Source organism: Uniformispora flossi (genome assembly GCF_049534875.1).
GTDB classification, from domain to species: domain Bacteria; phylum Actinomycetota; class Actinomycetes; order Streptomycetales; family Streptomycetaceae; genus Yinghuangia; species Yinghuangia aomiensis.
Map to the genome: position 1 here is coordinate 190602 of NZ_JBMULZ010000014.1, position 16059 is coordinate 206660.

Here is a 16059-nt window from a genome sequence, read left to right on the forward strand (position 1 = left end):
TGCGCGGGGTTCGTGCTGCCGCTTTCCGTCGTGAAAGGACCGCGCCATGACCATGCTCAGTGCCCCGTCGGGGCCTCCCCCCGGACCGGATCCGGCGGGCCGCGCCGATGCCGCGGATCTCGCGTCGTTCGGCTATGAACAGCAGTTGCACCGGAAACTGGGCTCGTTCGCCTCGTTCGCGGCCGGGTTCTCGTTCGTGTCGATCCTGACCACGGTTTTCCAGTTGTTCGCGTTCGGGTTCGGGTTCGGCGGGCCGGCCTTCTTCTGGACGTGGCCGCTGGTGTTCGCCGGGCAGCTGCTGGTCGCGTTGTGTTTCGCCGAATTGGCGGCGCGCTATCCGATCGCCGGGTGCGTGTACCAGTGGTCGCGACGGCTTTCGACCGGGGTGACCGGGTGGTTCGCGGGCTGGCTGATGCTGATCGGGCAGGTCGTGTCGGTGGCCGCGGCGGCGATCGCGTTGCAGGTGGTGCTGCCGCAGGTGTGGTCGGGGTTCCAGGTCGTGGGCACGGACACGGCGCTGGCGTCGGGGGACGGTGCGGCGAACGCGGTCCTGCTCGGCACCGCGCTGATCGTGGTGACGACGACGATCACCGCGGTGGGCGTCAAGGCCATGTCGCTGGTCAACAGCGTGGGTGTGGCGTGCGAACTGGTCGGTGTGGCGCTGCTGGTGGTGCTGCTGTTCGGGCATGCCGAGCGGGGGCCGTCGGTGGTGACGCAGACGGGCGGGGCCGGAGGCGGCGGCGGGTATGCCGGGGCGTTCCTCGTGTCGGCGTTGATGGCGGCGTATGTGATGTACGGCTTCGACAGTGCGGGCGAGTTGGCCGAGGAGACGAAGAACCCGCGGCGTACCGCGCCGCGGGCGATCGTGCGGGCTTTGGCGGTGTCCGGTGTGGCGGGGTTGCTGCTTCTGCTGGGTGCGTTGATGGCGGCGCCGAGCCTGTCGGACGGTGAGCTGGCGGCGGGCGGACTGCCGTACGTGGTGACGTCGCAGCTCGGCACCGGGCTGGGCAAGGCGCTGCTGGTCGACGTCGCGGTGGCGATGTTCGTCTGCACGCTGGCGATCCAGACGGCGGCGACGCGGCTGGTGTTCTCGATGTCGCGGGACGGCGTGCTGCCGGGTTCGGCGCGGCTGGCAAAGGTGTCGCCGCGGACCGGGACGCCGGTGCTGCCCGCGCTGGTCGTCGGGTTGTGCGCGGTGGCGCTGCTGGTCGTGAATGTGGGGCGCGCGGAGCTGTTCACGGCGCTGACGTCGGTCGCGATCGTGCTGGTGTACCTGGCGTACTTGCTGGTCACGCTGCCGATGCTGAGGGCGCGCCTGCGGGGCCTGCTGCCCGCGCAGGAGGGGTTCTCGCTCGGCCGGTTCGGTGTGGTGGTGAACATCGGTGCGGTGGTGTACGGCCTTTTGATGACGGTCAACATCGCCTGGCCGCGGGCGGAGGTGTACGACCCGGCCGGCGGCCACTGGTACTTGGCGTGGTTCGCCGTCCTGTTCCTCGCGGGCGCGCTCGCCGCGGGTGCCGGCGCCTATGCGTGGGTGCGCCGCGAACGCCCGGACGCGGAGACCGGTGCGGAAGCCCGTGCGGAGGCCCGGGCCGCGGCGGTGGCGTCGTGACGGCGGCGCACGGGGCGGCGGCGTCCGCCACGGCTGTCGGCTTCACGCACGAGGTCGCGGCGGGTGCGGCGTGGGCGGTGCGGCTGCGCCGGCATCGGGCGCTGCGCCTGACGTGCCTGGACGGCGGCGCGAACGTGTCGGTGCTGATGTACGCGGCTGCCGACCCGCTGGAACGGCTCGATGTCCCCGACACCTTGAAGGCGCAGATGTCGGCGTGTGTGCGTGCCCCGATGGTGCTGATGTCGGACATGGGGCGGGCGCTGGCCTCGGTGACCGGTTCCTCGCTCGACTGGCACGACGCGGTGACCGGGCACAGCACGGACGGGCAGGTGGCGGCGCGGTTCGGGCCGTCGGACTACGCGGCGGACCGCAACGCGTGGCGGCGCAGTGCCCGGTCGGGGCTGACGGACGAGCTGGCGAAGCACGGCCTGGGGAAGCGCGACCTGCACGCGACGGTGAACTTCTTCAGCAAGGTCGTGCCGACGGGTGACGAGCGGGGCTCGCTGGTCTTTGCGCCGGGTCATGCGGCGGCCGGGGACTGGGTCGAACTGCGCACCGAGCAGGACGTGCTGGTGGTGCTGTCGAGTGCGCCGCATCCGCTGGACCCGAATCCGGTGTGGGCGCCGGCGCGGGTGGCGGCGTCGGTGTCGGCCGTGGCGGCGCCGGGGCCGGACGACGCGTCGCGGGTGTTCCGGGCGGAGTCGGGGCGGGCGTTGGCGGCGGCGGAAAGGACGTTCGTATGAGCGCGGGGAGCACGCGGGACGCCGGGCAGTTGTTCGACGTGACGGTCGGTGCGGGCGACGGGTGGATCGGCGAGGTCCCGGCGGGCGGCCGGCTGCGGATTGTCGACCTGTGCGGCAACCAGGCCGTGGACACGTTGTTCTTCGACGCGCACGACTACGCGAACCGCTACAGCGCGGTCGACACGGTGCGCGAGCAGGGCGCGGTCTACCTGACGACGGGCTCGGTGCTGCTGTCGGTCGACCTCGATCCGCTGGCCGTCGTCGTCGCGGACACGTGCGGGCGGCACGACACGCTCGGCGGCGCGTGCTCGCAGGAGAGCAACGTGGTGCGGTACGGGGAGCACACCCGGCACCAGCACGCCTGCCGCACCACGTTCGTGCGCCAGGCGACGGCGTGGGGGCGGGGGCTGGAGAAGCGGGATCTGACGCACAACGTCAACTTCTTCATGAACGTGCCGCTCACTCCGGACGGCGGGCTCACGTTCGAGGACGGCGTCTCGGCGCCGGGGAAGTACGTGGAGCTGCGGGCCGAGCGCGACGTGCTGGTGCTTGTGAGCAACTGCCCGCAGCTGAACAACCCGTGCAACGGCTATGACCCGACGCCGGTGCGGCTCGCGGGGTGGTCGTCGTGACCGCGGCGACGCAGGCGAACCCGGCCGAGGTCCTGTGTGCCGGAGCCGCGACCGCGTTCACCGTCCTCTCCCCCGGTTTGCAGTCGTTGGTCGTCGACCTCGACGGGCGCACCGGGCTGTGGGGTGTCGGCGTCCCGCCGTCGGGGGCGTTCGACGACCGGTCGTTCGCGCTGGCGAACGCGGCGGTGGGGAATCCGCGGTCGGCCGCCGGAATCGAGGCGGTCGTGCGCGGGCCGGTGCTGCGGTGCGAGCGCCGGGTCCTGGTGTGCGTGACCGGGGCGGTCGCGGATGCGCGGCTCGACGGGCGGCCGGTGGTGCCGGGCCGGGTGACCGTGGTGGCGCCCGGGCAGGTCCTGGACCTGGGGGCGGCGGACGGGCCGGGCATGCGGCAGTACCTGGCGGTCGGCGGCGGCATCGCGGTGCCCGCGGTGCTGGGGAGCCGGACGACGTTCCTGCTGGGCAAGTTCGGCGGTTTGGCGGGCCGGGCGCTCGCCGCCGGGGACGCCCTGCCGGCCGGGTCGGCGGAGAACCTGGCGGCGCCGGTCGATGTGACGCCGGTGCTGCCGGAGCTGACCGACCGGTGGGAGCTTCGGGTCGTGCCGGGTCCGCACGGGGCGCCGGTGCATCTGGCGGACGGCGGGCCCGCCAAGCTGTTCGCCGCCGAATGGCGGGTCGACCACCGCGCCGACCGCACGGGTGTGCGGCTGGTGGGTCCGGCGCCCGCGTGGGCGCGGGCGGACGGCGGTGAGGCGGGGCTGCATCCGAGCAACATCCACGACAGCGCCTATCCGGTCGGCGGGATCATGCTGTCCGGCAACACCCCCGTCGTCGTGGGCCCGGACGGGCCGAGCCTCGGCGGGTTCGCGGTGCCGGCGGCGGTGATCCGCGCGGACCGGTGGAAGCTCGCGCAACTGCGGCCGGACGACCGGGTTCGCCTGGTGCCGGTGACTCCGGCCGAGGCGGCGCGCGCGAACCGGGCGCGCGCGGCGGAACTCGCCGATCCCCGCGCCGCGGCCGCGCGGTGGGAGGCGGCCGGTCGGCACGCGTCGGACGCGCCGGCGTCGGGCGCGGGGCCGGAGCGTCCGGACGCGCTGGTGGAGGTTCCGGCGTCCGGGGTGCGACCGGCGCTCACCGTGCGGTATTCCGGCGACCACCATGTCCTGGTCGAAGTAGGCCCGCCCCGCCTGGATCTGACCGTGCGCCTGCAGGTCCACCTGCTGGCACGCGCGTTGGCCGACCGCGGTTTCGGGGTCGGCGGCCCGGCGGGCGTGGTCGAAATGGTGGAGGGCGTGCGCTCGCTGCTGCTGGCGTTCGACACCGCGCGGCTCGACGCGGCGGTCCTGGCCGAGGCGATCGGCGCCGCATGGGCGTCGTCCCCGGACCCGCGCGGCGTCGAACTCCCCGTTCGCGAGGTCGTGCTGCCGATCTCGCTCGACGATCCCGCGGCGCACGAGGCGATGGCCCGCTACCAGCGCGGCGTGCGTCCGGATGCGCCGTGGTGTCCCGACAACGTGGAGTTCATCCGGCGGGTCAACGACTTGCCGTCGCGCGACGCGGTCTTCGACGTCGTGTCCGCCGCGACGTACCTTGTCCTGGGGCTCGGGGACGTGTATCTGGGCGCGCCGGTGGCCGTGCCACTCGACCCGCGGCACCGGCTGGTGACCACGAAGTACGACCCGGCGCGCACCTGGACGCCGGAGAACGCGGTCGGTATCGGCGGGGTCTACCTGTGCGTGTACGGCATGGAGGGCCCCGGCGGCTACCAGCTGGTCGGACGTACCGTCCCGGTGTGGCGGCTGACCGGCCCCCGCGACGAGTTCCCGTGGCAGCTGCGGCTCTTCGACCGGCTGCGGTTCCGGCCGGTGCCGGGTGACGAGCTTCTGCGCCTGCGGGCGGACATCGCCGCGGGGCGGGCCGACCTGGAAACGCATACGGCCACGTTGACGTGGGCGGACCTGACCGCCGCGAACTCCCTGATCACCGAGGAACTACGCCGCGAGGCGGACGAGTTCACGAAACGACGGCAGTCCGCGTTCGCCGCGGAACGCGAGAGGTGGGCGGCCCGGTGACGGTCTGGATCAACCGATATCCCGAGGAGCGGGTGCGGGCCCGCGAGCGGTCCGCCCCGGCCGACGGCCCGCTCGCCGGGGTGCGCTTCGCGGTGAAGGACAACCTCGACGTGGCGGGGCTGCCGACCACGGCGGCATGCCCGGCGCTCGCCGACCGGGTGGCGGAGGCGGACGCCGAGGCGGTGGCGCGGCTGGCGGCGGCCGGGGCGGTGCCGGTCGGAAAGACGAACATGGACCAGTTCGCGACGGGGCTGGTCGGCACGCGCAGCCCGTACGGCGCGTGCCACAGCGTGTTCGCCGCGGACCGCGTCTCCGGCGGCAGCAGTTCGGGCAGCGCGGTGGCCGTGGCACGCGGCGACGTGCCGCTGGCGCTGGGCACCGACACGGCGGGCTCGGGACGGGTCCCGGCGGCCTTCAACGGCATCGTCGGGATCAAACCGACCCGCGGCCTGGTGTCCGCGCGCGGCCTCCTGCCGGCCTGCCGCTCCCTCGACTGCGTCACGGCGTTCACCCGCACGGTCGCCGAGGGACGCACCGCACTGCGGGCGATGGCCGGGTTCGACCCCCGCGACCCGTGGTCGCGGGCCGCGCCCGCGGTGCCGCCGCCGGGCATCGCGGCATCCCTGCGCGTCGCCGCCGTTCCGGCCGGACCGCTCGACCTGGACCCGAAGCACGACGCGGCATGGCAGGCCGCGGTGGCGCGGGCCCGGACCGTGTTCGACGCCGTGGTCGAGGTCGACATCGCACCGTTCCTGGCCGCGGCCCGACTCCTGTACGCGGGACCGTGGCCCGCCGAGCGCTTCGCCGCGTTCGGGTCGCTCCTGACCCCGGACGGGCCGCACCTCGACCCGACGGTGCGCCGGATCGCCCTGGCCGGGCGGGACGTCGGCGGTGCCGACGTGTTCGCGGGCCTGGACCGGCTCGCGGAACTGCGGCGCGCGACCGAGCCCGTGTGGTGGGAGGTCGACACGCTGATGCTGCCGGTCACGCCGGGGCATCCGACGCTCGCGGAGGTGGCGGCGGATCCGGTGGGGGTCAACGCGCGGCTCGGGACGTACACGAACTTCGTGAACCTGCTGGACCTGGCGGCGGTCGCGGTCCCCGCCGGCACGCGGGCGGACGGGCTGCCGTTCGGCGTGCAGTTCGTCGCGCCCGCGTTCGCGGACGAGCCGCTGCTCGACGCGGCGGCGCGGTGGTGCGGCGAACCGTACGCGGACCCGGCCCCGGCTCCCGGCCGGGTCCTGCTCGCGGTCGCGGGCGCGCACCTGAGCGGACTCCCGCTCAACGGGCAGCTGCTGTCCTTCGGGGCGCGCCTGCACCGCCGTACGCGGACGGCCGCCGGATACCGCCTGTTCCGGCTGCCCGGCCCCGGGATTCCCCGGCCGGGGCTGGTCGCGGGCGGCGACGGGCCTGCCGCGGGCATCGCGGTCGAGGTATGGGACGTGCCCGAGCAGGGCGTGGGGTGGCTGCTGTCGCAGATCCCGGCGCCGTTGGGCCTGGGGCGGGTGGCGCTCGCGGACGGGACGTCGGTCGCCGGGTTCGTCACCGTGGAAGGTGCGGTGCGCGACGCCGAAGACGTGTCGCGGTACGGGAGTTGGCGGCGCGTCCTGGCTGCGGCGGACGGCTCGCCGGGGTGAGGGGGACGGTTCCGCACCGGTGCCCGGGTCCGTAGCATGCCGGGCATGTCAGGGGCATCGGGGCGGGAAAAGCCGTACGGGAGCGTCGTGTTGGGTGCGGCGGCGCTGGTGTTCCTGATCGGGCCGCTACCCGTGGCGTTGCGGAACGACGCGTCGCCGTTCGAGGCGGGGAACGCCACGTCGGACGGCGGGCCAGGGCCGGTGCCCACGCCGACGGTCCGGTCGGGGACGCAACTGCCGTCCGACGAGGACGATTTCCCGGGCCCGACGCGGACGCCCCGGGTCCCGGCGACGCGGGAGCCGTCGCCCAGCCGGGCGCGCGACCCGCAGGCGGACGCGTTCGCGGCCGCGGCGCGGGTGGGGACGTGCCTCAACGCGTACAAGACCGGCTACCGCGACGGCGCCGCGTGGAACTCGGACGTGCCGGTGATGGTGGACTGCTCGGCGGATGCGGCGTATGCGCGGGTGGCGGGCGTGAATTCGACGTGCCCGAGCGGGGAATCGGCCTATGCGCGGTTGTCGTACGGCGACGTTTCGCTGTGCCTGGAGCGCCGGTTCCAGCAGGGCCAGTGCTTCCTGGTGAAACGGACGGGCGGGCCGGACAGTGCGCCGGAGTATTCCGCGAACCTGTTCACGTGGGTGGACTGCGGGGCGGACCGTATTCCGGCGGACTTCGATTCGATGCTGGTGATCACCGGGGTGTTCCGGGCGCCGAGCACGATCCCGCGCGGGGCGTGCTCGCGTGCGGCGAACGACCGGACGCGGTACTGGACGTGGGTGGTGAGCGATATGAACGCGCTGATCTGCGCGACGTACCCGGCCCGGTGACGGGTGTGCGGGGCGTCAGTCGCGGGTGGATGCCCACACGAGGCCCAGGCTGAGCGCGATGACGGGGATCGCGCGCCCGCCCGCGAGGAAGAAGTAGGCGCCGGTGATCGCGGCGACGACGCAGTAGGCGGCGGTGACGTACGAGAGCGCGAGTTGGAGCTTCTCGGGGCCGTGCCGGTTGAGGCGGACGACGAGGGCGAAGAACACCGCCGCCCACAGCGCGGCTCGGCCTTCGCCGAACGAGATCTTCTCGTAGACGTCGACGGCCGCTTTGTGCCAGTCCTTGTCGGACACGCTGACGAGGGCCTTGTAGAGCCGACCGGTGCCGCTGGGCGTCGTGCCGTTGCCGGACGCGGCCTTGAGGTCGGCCCGCCAGAGTTCGGAGAGCGCGAGGACGGCCAGGCCGGCTGCGTGGGCGGCTTTGACGGGGGTGTCGTGGGGTCCCAGACGGGGTGGGGCTTCGGTTGTGGCCGAGGGTGGTTCAGGGGTGAGCGGATCGGTCTGGTAGTCGTCCCCGTTTGACACCATGAGGCCAGCGTACCCAGGCGAATTCGCCAACTGGAGGGTGTATGGGCCGTGTTGATCACTCGGGCTGCGCAGCGGCCAAGGCGGCGCGGAGGGCCGTGACGGTGGGGGCGCCATCGGTAGACGCGTCGGGGTTGCGGCAGATGCGGCAGGTGTAGCCGGTCGGGGCAAAGCCGGACCGACGGCACCCCCGGCGTAGCGAGCGAGCGCGCCGTCAGCCCGTCTGACTTGCCTCACCGGTCGCGCCCTCGCCGGTCGCGCCCCTACCGGCTGCGGACGGCTCCCTCGGCTCGCCAGCCGGCGTCGGCGTCGGCGTCGGATCCGGAGTGGGAACGGGACTCGGGGTCGGCGCAGCCACGCTCCCGCGGGGCTTGGGGGCCGTCTTCTTCGCCGTGGGCTTGCGGTCCGGCTCCGGTACGCCGAGGCTCCGCAGTTCCTCCGCCGTCCAGCCGCCTGCCAGCGCCTCCGACCAGGCGTCGCGGACGCGTTGTTCGCCTCGTGCCGCGGCGCGCTGCAGGGGTTCGAGTTCGGTGGTCGCCGCGGTGAGTTCGCGGATCAGTTCGATGCGGCGGTCCAGCAGGGCGCGGGCCGCCGCCTCGGCGTCGCTCATCAGAGTGTCGTCAACCATGTGCGTAGAGTAGTCATATGACGTGCGCAGCCGAAATCGCCGCACGCCGGAGGCACTCTCACCAGTCCTCCCCCACCCGCCCGTTCGGCAACGCCGGCACGAACCGCTCGTAGGAGATCCGGCAGCTTTCCAAGCGCGCGTACGTCCGGGCCGACAGCGCCACGATCTGTCCCCCGTTCCCAGCCCCGGACAGCGGCGGCATCGGCACAGCGGTGCGGCTCTGCCGGTCGCGGATATACCGCGCGGCGGGGTGAGCGGCCTCCCGAAGACCGCCACCCCGCCGTCGACCGTACGGCGGGTCCCGATTCCCGCCGTACGCCCGGGTCGGCGGTGCCGGATCGCGGCGCCGCCGGGCTTCGCGTGCGGCCGGTCCGTGGCGCTCTCGGGCCGGTCGCCTGCTCCGCATTCCGGGCGGTTCATCCGACTTACCGACTTACTGTCTGTCGGATAGCCGGACTTAGCCCGACTATCGAGGGGTGGCGCCGCCACCTACCGGATGTTTGCGGCGACGCGCGCCAAGACCACCCGTACGGCGTATCGACGGACGCCGATTCTTCATTCTTTCCGCAGCCGTCGCGTCATGGCCCGCAGTTCCGCGTCCCGATCGGCGCGCTCACGCGGATGCCCCGGGGTGTCCGGCCGGGTCTGCCACGGGTGCGGCCCGGCGAGCGGCCGGTACTCGATGCCGAGCGCGTCGAGCCGCGGCACGTGGTCGCGAGCGAGGCGGGCCAGGAACTCCGCGGTGTCGCGCGGGCCGCGGGTCCACAGGGCTTCGGCGAACGCGCACAGGCGCGGGTAGGCCGCATAGTCGACCGCGCGCGGCGAGTCGAGCTGTTCGGCCCACAGCGCCGCTTGGCCGCCGAGCACGTGCCGGGCTTCGGCGGGGGTGAGCGCGTCGGGGACCGGTTCGAAGCCGTGGATGTCGGCGACGGTCACCAGCGTGCCGATCGGGATGGGCTCGCCGGGGTGCTCGCCTTGGCGGTAGTCGAGGTAGACGGACGTGTCCGGGCTTGCCACCACGTCGTGTCCGGCGCGGGCGGCGGCCAGCGTGCCGTGGTCGCCGCGCCAGCCGCCGACGAGCGCGCCGTCCGGGGCGCCGTCCTCGAGGATCTCGTCCCAGCCGAACAGGGTGCGCCCGTGCCCGGCGAGGATGCCGGCGAGTTGCGCGGTGAACCAGTGTCGGAGCGCGCCGCTGTCCGGCAGCCCGAGTTCGGCCGCGCGCGCGAGGGACACCGGGTCGCCGCGCCAAGGTCCGCGCGGGACTTCGTCGCCGCCGACGCAGACGTATCGGGACGGGAAGATCCGGCACACTTCGTCGAGCACGTCGCGGCAGAACGCCAGCGCGGTGTCGGAGGCGGCCAGCACGGCGTCCGAAATACCCCATCCGGTGCGGACCCCGTCGGGTGCGGGTCCGGCGGCGAGTTCGGGGTAGGCGGCGAGCACGGCCTGCGCGTGGCCGGGCAGGTCGACTTCGGGGACGACGGTGATGTGCCGGTCGGCGGCGTACGCCACGATCTCGCGCAGGTCGTCGGCGGTGTAGTAGCCGCCGTGCGGCCGCCCGTCGAACTTCGGCGCGTGCCGAGTGCCGACCATGCTCTCCGCGCGCCACGCCGCCACGTCGACCAGCCGCGGCCATCCGGGCACGGGGAAACGCCAGCCCTGGTCGTCGGTCAGGTGCAAATGGAGGACGTTGAGGTGGTGGACGGCCATCGTGTCGACGAACCGCAGCACGTCCGCTTTCGGCAGGAAGTGCCGGACCACGTCGAGCAGGACGCCGCGCCACGGGTACTTGGGCCGGTCGCCGATCGACACCGCGGGGATCTCCCACGGCCCTTCGGCGATCCGGGCGCGGCGCAGCGCGGCGGGCGGCAGGAGTTGGCGCAGCGTCTGGAGTCCGCGGAAGACGCCGGCGCGGTCGCCGCCGACCAGGACGACGGTGTCGGGGCGCACCGACAGCCGGTAGGCCTCGGTGCCGAGGCCGGCGTCGAGGCCGAGGCTGACCGTGCCGGGCCGCAGCGCGGCGGCGTCCGGCAGCGGGCAGCCGAGTGCGGCTCCGACGACTGCGCGGAACCAGGCGGCTTCGGGGGCTAGTTCGGGGGCCTCGGGGTGGACGTGCAGGCCCGTGGCGGCGTCGAGGCGGAAAGCGCCGTCGTGCCAGGCGAGCCGTTCCGGGAGCGGCACGGGCGTGCGGCGCCCGGCAGCGGGGTCGGGCAGTTCCGGCAGTTCATGGCGGGTGTTCACGCGTTCAGTCCTTCACCGCGCCGCCGAGGCCGGAAACCATGTGGCGCTGCACGAGTACGAAGAAGATCAGCACCGGCACGGTCATGAGGGTGGAGGCGGCCATGATGCCGCCCCAGTCGTTCTCGTCGGGTTTGAAGAAGACGAGGAGCGCCGACGGGAGGGTGCGGTTGTCGTCGTTGCCGATGATGAAGGTCTTGGCGAAGACGAAGTCGTTCCACGCGGTGATGAAGGAGAACACGCTCGTCGCCGCGAGGCCGGGCGCGATCAGCGGGAACAGGATGCGCCACAGGATGGTGAACCGGTTCGCGCCGTCCAGCCGGGCGGCTTCCTCGAGCGAGTCCGGCACCGCGGCGACGAAGCCGCGCAGCATCCAGATCGCGAACGGCAGCGAGAACGCGAGGTGGACCAGCATGAGCGAGCCGAGCGTGCTGAGGCCGACCTGCGGTACCGCGTCGCCCATGTCGCGGACCAGGAAGAACAGCGGGATGGTAAGCGCTTCGACCGGGACCATCTGGGCGACGAGGAACATCACCAGGATCGTGGTGCGGAACTTGAAGTCGAACCGGGTGAGCGCGACCGCGGCGAGGAAGGCGATGGCCGCGGACAGCACGACCACGACCGTCGCCACCAGCAGGCTGTTGAGGAAGTAGCGGCCGAATCCGCTGACGCCGAGCGCGTTGCGGAAGTTGTCCAGCGTGGGCGCCCACGTCCACGGGCGCGGGTGGGCCGAGTTGATCTCGTCGTCGGGCTTGAGTGCGGACAGCACCATCCAGTACAGCGGGAACGCCGCCACGATCGCGGCGATGATCGCGGTGGTGTTCGCGAGGTGCCGGCCGATGCGCCGGTCCCCGGTCAGCCGACGGCCGCGTCCGGTGCGGGGCTTGCGGGTGCCGGCGGCGGGACGGGTCGCGGTTTTCGTCACTGGGCCGGTCGCTGAGCTGGTCGCTGAGTTGGTCGCCGAGTTGGTCGCTGAGTTGGTCGCTGAGTTGGTCGCTGAGTTGGTCGCTGAGTTGGTCGCTGAGTTGGTCACTGGGTTGGTCACTGGGTTGGTCACAGGGCCTCCCCGGAACGGCGCAGCGCGCGGATGTAGACGGCGGTGACGGCGAGCAGGATGAGCGTCATGACGACGCCGATGGCCGAGCCGAGGCTGTAGTCGTCGGCGGCGAACGCCTTCTGGTACGCGTACACGTTGAGCGTGAGGTTCTGTCCCGCGATGCCGCCGCCGTTGGTCATCACGTAGACCTGGGTGAAGACCTTGAAGTCCCAGATGACCGATTGGATGACGACGATCGTGAGGATCGGCCGCAGCATCGGCAGCATGACGCGGCGGAAGGTCGTCCAGGTGCTCGCGCCGTCGAGGCGGGCGGCTTCGAGGACGGAGCCGGGGATGGCCTGGATCCCGGCGTAGAGGGTGATCATGACGAAGGGGAAGGAGTGCCACACCACCACGGCGCCGACCAACGCGAACGCGGGCCATTTGTCGTACATCCAGTTGTGGCCGTCCATGCCGAGCACGTCGTTGACCAGGCCGAGGTTGGTGTCGAAGAGGAACATCCACACCGTGGCGCCGGTCATCGCCGGCGCGGCCCACGCGCCGAGGGCGGCGAACATGAGGATCAGGCGCGGCCACTTGCCGACCCGGGTGAGCAGGACGGCGAGCGCGGCGCCGACGGCGAGGGTGCCGACGACGCAGGCGCCCGCGAAGACCACCGTCTGGGTGAGCACGTCCCAGAACTGCCGGTCGCCGAACAGCGTGCGGTAGTTGTCGAGGCCGACGAACCGGGCCGGGACGCCGCCGGAGGCCTGCTCCTGGCCGAAGTCCAGGAAGGACAGGAGGCCCAGCTGGTAGAGGGGGTAGCCGAACAGCGGGATCAGGACGACCGCGGCGGGCAGCAGCAGGACCAGCGGGACGGGGATCCGGCGTCTGCGGCGCGCGGGGGCGGCGGGCGCGCCCGCGCGCGGGCGGCCGGGGTTGTCGTCCCGGTCCGCCCGCGCGGGGCTCGTGGTGGTGGCGGGCACGTGGAGTCCGTCACTTCCCGCCGAAGGCGGCGTTCATGGCGTCGGCGGCTTCCTTCGACGCGCCGGACACGTCGGCCTTGCCGGTGACGACCTTCTGGAACAGCGTCGGCACGACCGCCTGGGCGTCGATCTTGGCCCACGCGGCGTCCTTGGGCACGAACTTGGTGCCCGCGTTCAGGGTGTCCATGAACGGCTTGAGGAAGGGGTCCTTGGCGACCACGTCTGCGCGGGCGGAGGCGAGGGTCGGCAGGTTGCCCATCGCGTCGAACATCGCCAGCTGGTACTTCTTGCCGGCCAGCACCTTGAGGAAGTCCACGGCGAGCGTGCGGTGCTGGGAGGACTTCATGACGCCGAGGTCGTTGCCGCCGGCGAAGGCGGGGGCGATCGACCCGGGGGTCTGGCCGGGCAGCGGGACGACCGCGTACTTGCCCTTGGCGGCGCCCGCCTCTACGGCGCTGCGCGAGGAGTTGGGGAGGATCGCCATGCCGGCCTTGCCCGCGGCGAACGCCTCGACGGTCTTGCCGCCGGTCAGGTCCGCGCACTGCTCGGGCGGGCAAATGTCCTTCGCGAACAGGTCGGTGTAGGCCTTGACGCCGGCCTGCGACTGCGGCGAGTCGATGGCGGCCTTGTAGGCGCCGTTGTTCTGCGCCGCCAGGTCCCCGCCCGCGGCCCACACGAACGGGAGTCCGCCGTACGTGTATTTTCCGCCGACCGCGATGCCGAGCATGTCCGGCTTGGCCGTCCGGACCTTCTTGGCCGCGTCGACCAGCTCGGCGTAGGACGTCGGGGCCTTGATGCCCAGCTCGGTGAACACGTCGGTGCGGTAGTAGAGCGAGCGGAGGCCGATCCACCAGGGCACGCCGAACTGGGCCCCGTTCACGACGGTGGTGTCCTTGAGGTCCTGCGGCAGGTCGGCGCCCTCGGTCCAGGAGGCGAGGTCGGCGGTGATGTCGGCGAGACCGCCGGCCGCGGCGTAGCCGAACAGGTCGGTGTTGCCGAATTCGACGACGTCCGGGGCGCTGTTCGGGTCGTTGAACGCGCCCTTCATCTTCTCCGCGCGCGGGCCCGCGTCGGTGGGTATGTAGCTGACCTGCACGTCGACCTTGGGATGCGCGGCCTTGAACTCGGCGATGACGTCCGCGACGACCTTCTCCTTGGGGGCGCGGTTCGCCTCGTCGTACAGCCACACCTTGACGGTGCCGGTCTGCTCGTCCGCGGAGTTCTTCTTGGAGGCCGTGCCGGGGGCACATGCGGCGGTGGCGGCGAGGACCGCGCCCGACAGGGCGACAGTGGTCCATCTGCGGATCTTCACGACTTTCCTCCAGGATCTCCGCTGTGCTCGCGGAAGCGGACGGACAGGCCGGTGCGGCGTGATGCGGGACGTTAGGGAGCCGTTCACTTCGGCGGCAATAACCGCGGGCGATCGTTGTGCACTGCAAAACACGGTGCCGCGAAACTGGCACACGGCACGGTGTTGGTCGTAACGTCCCTGGTCATCGCTCTCTGGCCGAACATGGTCTAGACCGCCTGGGCGGAATCGGCGAAGATTTCGACGGCATACGACGGGAGGACGCGGGTGTACGACGTGCTGCTGCGCGGCGGCTGGGTGCTCGACGGCACCGGGGCGCCCGCGTTCCGTGCGGACGTCGCGGTCGAGGACGGCCGCATCGCCGCCGTGGGCGCCCTGCCCGGCGCCGGCGCGGCGACGGTGGTCGACGCCACCGGGCGCTATGTGGCGCCCGGATTCGTCGACGCGCATGTGCACGGCGACGCCGCGGTCCTCGACCCCGCGGTGCAGTTGGCCGCGCTGCGGCAAGGCGTGACCACCTTCGTCCTCGGCCAGGACGGACTGTCGTACGCCCCCGCCACACCCGCCGCCCTGGCCTTCGCCACCCGCTACTTCGCCGCCGTCAACGGCACCCACCCCGGGCTCGGGCCGGGACCGGTGTCGGTCGCCGACCTGCTGGCCACTTACACCGGCACCACCGCGCTCAACACCGCCTACCTGGTGCCGCACGGCACCGTGCGGCACAGCGTGCTGGGCGCGACCGCCCGCGCCGCGGACCCGGCCGGCCTGGCCGCGATGGCCCGGCTGGTCGAGCAGTCCCTCGACGAGGGCGCGTGCGGGATCTCCACCGGCCTCGAATACGTCCCCGGCCGCTACGCCGACACCGCCGAACTCGCCGCACTGGCCGCCGTCGCCGCCCGCCGCGGGCTCCCCCACGTCTCGCACATGCGCGGCTACGAGTCCGCCGCGTCCGGCGCGATGACCGAACTGCTCGCCGTCGCCCGCGCCTCCGGCGTCGCCACCCACGTCTCGCACTACCACGGCCCCGCCGACGAACTCGTCGCCCTGGTCGACGACGCCCGCGCCTCCGGCCTCGACCTGACCTTCGACGCCTATCCCTACCTGCGCGGATGCAGCATCCTCGCGATGGTCGCGCTGCCCCGCGAGCTCGACGACCCCGACCCGGACCGCACCCTCGACGCCCTCGGCGACCCCGCCGTCCGGGCCCGGCTCGCCGCCGAGACCGACCCGGACCTGTGGCCGCGGATCGTCCTCGCGCACGTGCCCTCCGACGACTTCGCCTGGGCGGAAGGCCTGCGGCTGACCGACGCGGCCCGCAAGGCCGGCTCCTCCCCCGCCGCGTTCTGCGCCGAGCTGCTGCTCGCCACCCGCCTCCAGGCCGGCGCCGTGTTCGACCAGCCGCCGACCAACTCGGACGCGTCGGTCCGGGCCCTGCTGCGCCACCCCGCGCACATCGGCGGCTCCGACGGCATCTACATCGGCGGCAGCCCCCACCCCCGCGGCTGGGGCGCGTTCGCCCGGATGCTGGCCCGGCACGTCGTGGAACTCGGCGACTGGACCTGGGAGCAGGCCGCCGTCCACCTCGCCGCCCACCCGGCCCGCCGCTTCGGCCTCGCGGACCGCGGCCTCGTCCGCACCGGCATGGCCGCCGACCTCGCCGTCATCGACCCGCACGCCGTCGCCGACCGCGCCGACTACGGCGACGCCCGGCAGGTCGCCGACGGCATCGCCGACGTCCTCGTGGCCGGCGTCCCCGTCCTGGCCGGCGGCGCCCTCACCGGGCGCACCCCGGGCCGTCCGCTGAGCCCGAGGTGAC

13 protein-coding genes are annotated in these 16059 nt (G+C 73.1%); 7 read left to right on the top strand and 6 right to left on the bottom strand.

Annotated features, from left to right (window positions below; translation table 11 throughout):
* The first annotated feature begins 46 nt into the window (after positions 1-46).
* From ACPA54_RS27435 to ACPA54_RS27460, 6 genes are read left to right on the top strand one after another with little or no spacing between them, the layout of a single operon-like run.
* Positions 47-1612 (top strand): amino acid permease, encoded by a 1566-nt coding sequence (locus ACPA54_RS27435; protein ID WP_423534056.1) that lies wholly within the window; start codon positions 47-49, stop codon positions 1610-1612.
* A complete protein-coding gene (locus ACPA54_RS27440; protein WP_423534057.1) occupies positions 1609-2355 on the top strand; it encodes an urea amidolyase associated protein UAAP1 in 747 nt (248 codons plus the stop codon). The genes ACPA54_RS27435 and ACPA54_RS27440 overlap by 4 nt, the downstream gene beginning before the upstream one ends.
* Positions 2352-2987 (top strand): urea amidolyase associated protein UAAP2, encoded by a 636-nt coding sequence (locus ACPA54_RS27445; protein WP_423534058.1) that lies wholly within the window; start codon positions 2352-2354, stop codon positions 2985-2987. The genes ACPA54_RS27440 and ACPA54_RS27445 overlap by 4 nt, the downstream gene beginning before the upstream one ends.
* A complete protein-coding gene (locus ACPA54_RS27450) occupies positions 2984-5056 on the top strand; it encodes a 5-oxoprolinase/urea amidolyase family protein (RefSeq protein WP_423534059.1) in 2073 nt (690 codons plus the stop codon). Before ACPA54_RS27445 ends, ACPA54_RS27450 begins: the two co-directional genes overlap by 4 nt.
* Positions 5053-6693 carry an allophanate hydrolase gene (gene atzF / locus ACPA54_RS27455; RefSeq protein WP_423534060.1) on the top strand — a complete coding sequence of 547 codons (1641 nt, stop codon included), beginning with the start codon at positions 5053-5055 and terminating at the stop codon, positions 6691-6693. The genes ACPA54_RS27450 and atzF overlap by 4 nt, the downstream gene beginning before the upstream one ends.
* Positions 6694-6738: 45 nt before the next feature.
* Positions 6739-7521, top strand: coding sequence for a hypothetical protein (locus ACPA54_RS27460; RefSeq protein WP_423534061.1), 783 nt, complete (start codon positions 6739-6741; stop codon positions 7519-7521).
* 15 nt (positions 7522-7536) lie between these two features.
* On the opposite strand, the gene ACPA54_RS27465 is transcribed toward ACPA54_RS27460, so the two are convergent.
* The 6 genes from ACPA54_RS27465 to ACPA54_RS27490 all read right to left on the bottom strand — a co-directional run bounded on the left by ACPA54_RS27465 (position 7537) and on the right by ACPA54_RS27490 (position 14246).
* A complete protein-coding gene (locus ACPA54_RS27465; protein WP_423534062.1) occupies positions 7537-8049 on the bottom strand; it encodes a hypothetical protein in 513 nt (170 codons plus the stop codon).
* A gap of 211 nt (positions 8050-8260) precedes the next feature.
* Positions 8261-8674 carry a hypothetical protein gene (locus ACPA54_RS27470; protein WP_423534063.1) on the bottom strand — a complete coding sequence of 138 codons (414 nt, stop codon included), beginning with the start codon at positions 8672-8674 and terminating at the stop codon, positions 8261-8263.
* Positions 8675-9229: 555 nt separating this feature from the next.
* Complete coding sequence (locus ACPA54_RS27475) at positions 9230-10915, bottom strand: beta-N-acetylhexosaminidase (RefSeq protein ID WP_423534064.1); 1686 nt, start codon at positions 10913-10915, stop codon at positions 9230-9232.
* A gap of 4 nt (positions 10916-10919) precedes the next feature.
* A complete protein-coding gene (locus tag ACPA54_RS27480) occupies positions 10920-11837 on the bottom strand; it encodes a carbohydrate ABC transporter permease (protein WP_423534065.1) in 918 nt (305 codons plus the stop codon).
* Between the two features lie 128 nt (positions 11838-11965).
* The gene (locus ACPA54_RS27485) at positions 11966-12934 is read right to left on the bottom strand and encodes a carbohydrate ABC transporter permease (protein ID WP_345680400.1); all 969 of its coding nucleotides are present in this window, start codon (positions 12932-12934) and stop codon (positions 11966-11968) included.
* Between the two features lie 10 nt (positions 12935-12944).
* On the bottom strand, positions 12945-14246 hold the full coding sequence (locus ACPA54_RS27490) for an extracellular solute-binding protein (protein ID WP_423534066.1): 1302 nt from the start codon (positions 14244-14246) through the stop codon (positions 12945-12947).
* A gap of 264 nt (positions 14247-14510) precedes the next feature.
* Between ACPA54_RS27490 and ACPA54_RS27495 the strand changes: the two genes are divergently transcribed.
* Positions 14511-16058, top strand: a complete 1548-nt coding sequence (locus ACPA54_RS27495; RefSeq protein WP_423534067.1) for an N-acyl-D-amino-acid deacylase family protein — start codon at positions 14511-14513, stop codon at positions 16056-16058.
* The last annotated feature ends 1 nt before the right edge of the window (position 16059 follow it).